The 1,841-nt window shown below is 51.4% G+C and carries 1 rRNA gene; it reads right to left on the reverse strand.

Annotation, left to right across the window (positions count from 1 at the left end):
* Positions 1 to 87 precede the first annotated feature (87 nt).
* A 16S ribosomal RNA gene (locus HMPREF9443_RS01115) occupies positions 88 to 1,745 on the reverse strand.
* Positions 1,746 to 1,841: the final 96 nt, after the last annotated feature.

Genomic DNA, 1,841 nt, shown 5'->3' on the forward strand with positions numbered 1-1,841 from the left:
TTTGAACCTTCAAAACTAAACATCAACCTAAGCGAATGTGCGTCGACTTGTCGTACGAACAAGTTTCCTTGCTCATGTACTCCATAGAAAGGAGGTGATCCAGCCGCACCTTCCGATACGGCTACCTTGTTACGACTTCACCCCAATCATCGGCCCCACCTTAGACGGCTGGCTCCTTACGGTTACCCCACCGGCTTCGGGTGTTACCAACTTTCGTGGTGTGACGGGCGGTGTGTACAAGGCCCGGGAACGTATTCACCGCAGTATGCTGACCTGCGATTACTAGCGATTCCGACTTCATGCAGGCGAGTTGCAGCCTGCAATCCGAACTGGGATCGGGTTTCTGGGGTTTGCTCTGCCTCACGGCTTTGCTTCCCTCTGTTGCCGACCATTGTAGTACGTGTGTAGCCCAAGACATAAGGGGCATGATGACTTGACGTCATCCCCGCCTTCCTCCAAGTTGTCCTTGGCAGTCTCCTATGAGTCCCCGGCATTACCCGCTGGTAACATAGGATAGGGGTTGCGCTCGTTGCGGGACTTAACCCAACATCTCACGACACGAGCTGACGACAGCCATGCACCACCTGTTTTCATGTCCCCGAAGGGAAAGCTCCATCTCTGGAGCGGTCATTCAATGTCAAGCCTTGGTAAGGTTCTTCGCGTTGCGTCGAATTAAACCACATACTCCACCGCTTGTGCGGGCCCCCGTCAATTCCTTTGAGTTTCATCCTTGCGGACGTACTCCCCAGGCGGGGTACTTATTGCGTTAACTCCGGCACAGAAGGGGTCGATACCTCCTACACCTAGTACCCATCGTTTACGGCCAGGACTACCGGGGTATCTAATCCCGTTCGCTACCCTGGCTTTCGCATCTCAGCGTCAGACACAGTCCAGAAAGGCGCCTTCGCCACTGGTGTTCCTCCCAATATCTACGCATTTCACCGCTACACTGGGAATTCCCCTTTCCTCTCCTGCACTCAAGTCTTCCAGTATCCAGAGCCATACGGGGTTGAGCCCCGCATTTTCACTCCAGACTTAAAAAACCGCCTACATGCTCTTTACGCCCAATAATTCCGGACAACGCTCGCCACCTACGTATTACCGCGGCTGCTGGCACGTAGTTAGCCGTGGCTTATTCGTTTACTACCGTCATTACAGATCATTATTCACAATCTGCACATTCGTCATAAACAAAAGAGCTTTACGGAACGAATTCCTTCATCACTCACGCGGCATTGCTCCGTCAGGCTTTCGCCCATTGCGGAAGATTCCCCACTGCTGCCTCCCGTAGGAGTCTGGGCCGTGTCTCAGTCCCAATGTGGCCGTTCATCCTCTCAGACCGGCTACTGATCATCGCCTTGGTAGGCCGTTACCCCACCAACTAGCTAATCAGACGCAGGCCCATCCTCTAGCGATAGCTTATAAATAGAGGCCATCTTTCACAGCATCCTCATGCGAGATTGCTGTCACATTCGGTATTAGCACCCCTTTCGGGATGTTGTCCCCATCTAGAGGGCAGGTTGCCCACGCGTTACTCACCCGTTCGCCACTAAGAAAGTTCAACACCTAATACTTCAACCACCGTGTTAGTTCATGCTTTTAATGCGTAGTAAAAATTGCTTCGCAATTTTTACCGCTACACTTCAGCGGATGAAATACTTGGTGTTGAACTTTCTCCGTTCGACTTGCATGTGTTAGGCATGCCGCCAGCGTTCGTCCTGAGCCAGGATCAAACTCTCCAATAAAGTTTATTGAAGAACTAATCTAGCTCTTATTATTTAAAAAAGAAGTTATTTGACTTGGTCTTGCGCTTTCGCGCTCGACCCGCACATTCGCTTTTT

It is taken from the genome of Phascolarctobacterium succinatutens YIT 12067 (genome assembly GCF_000188175.1).
GTDB lineage: Bacteria > Bacillota > Negativicutes > Acidaminococcales > Acidaminococcaceae > Phascolarctobacterium_A > Phascolarctobacterium_A succinatutens.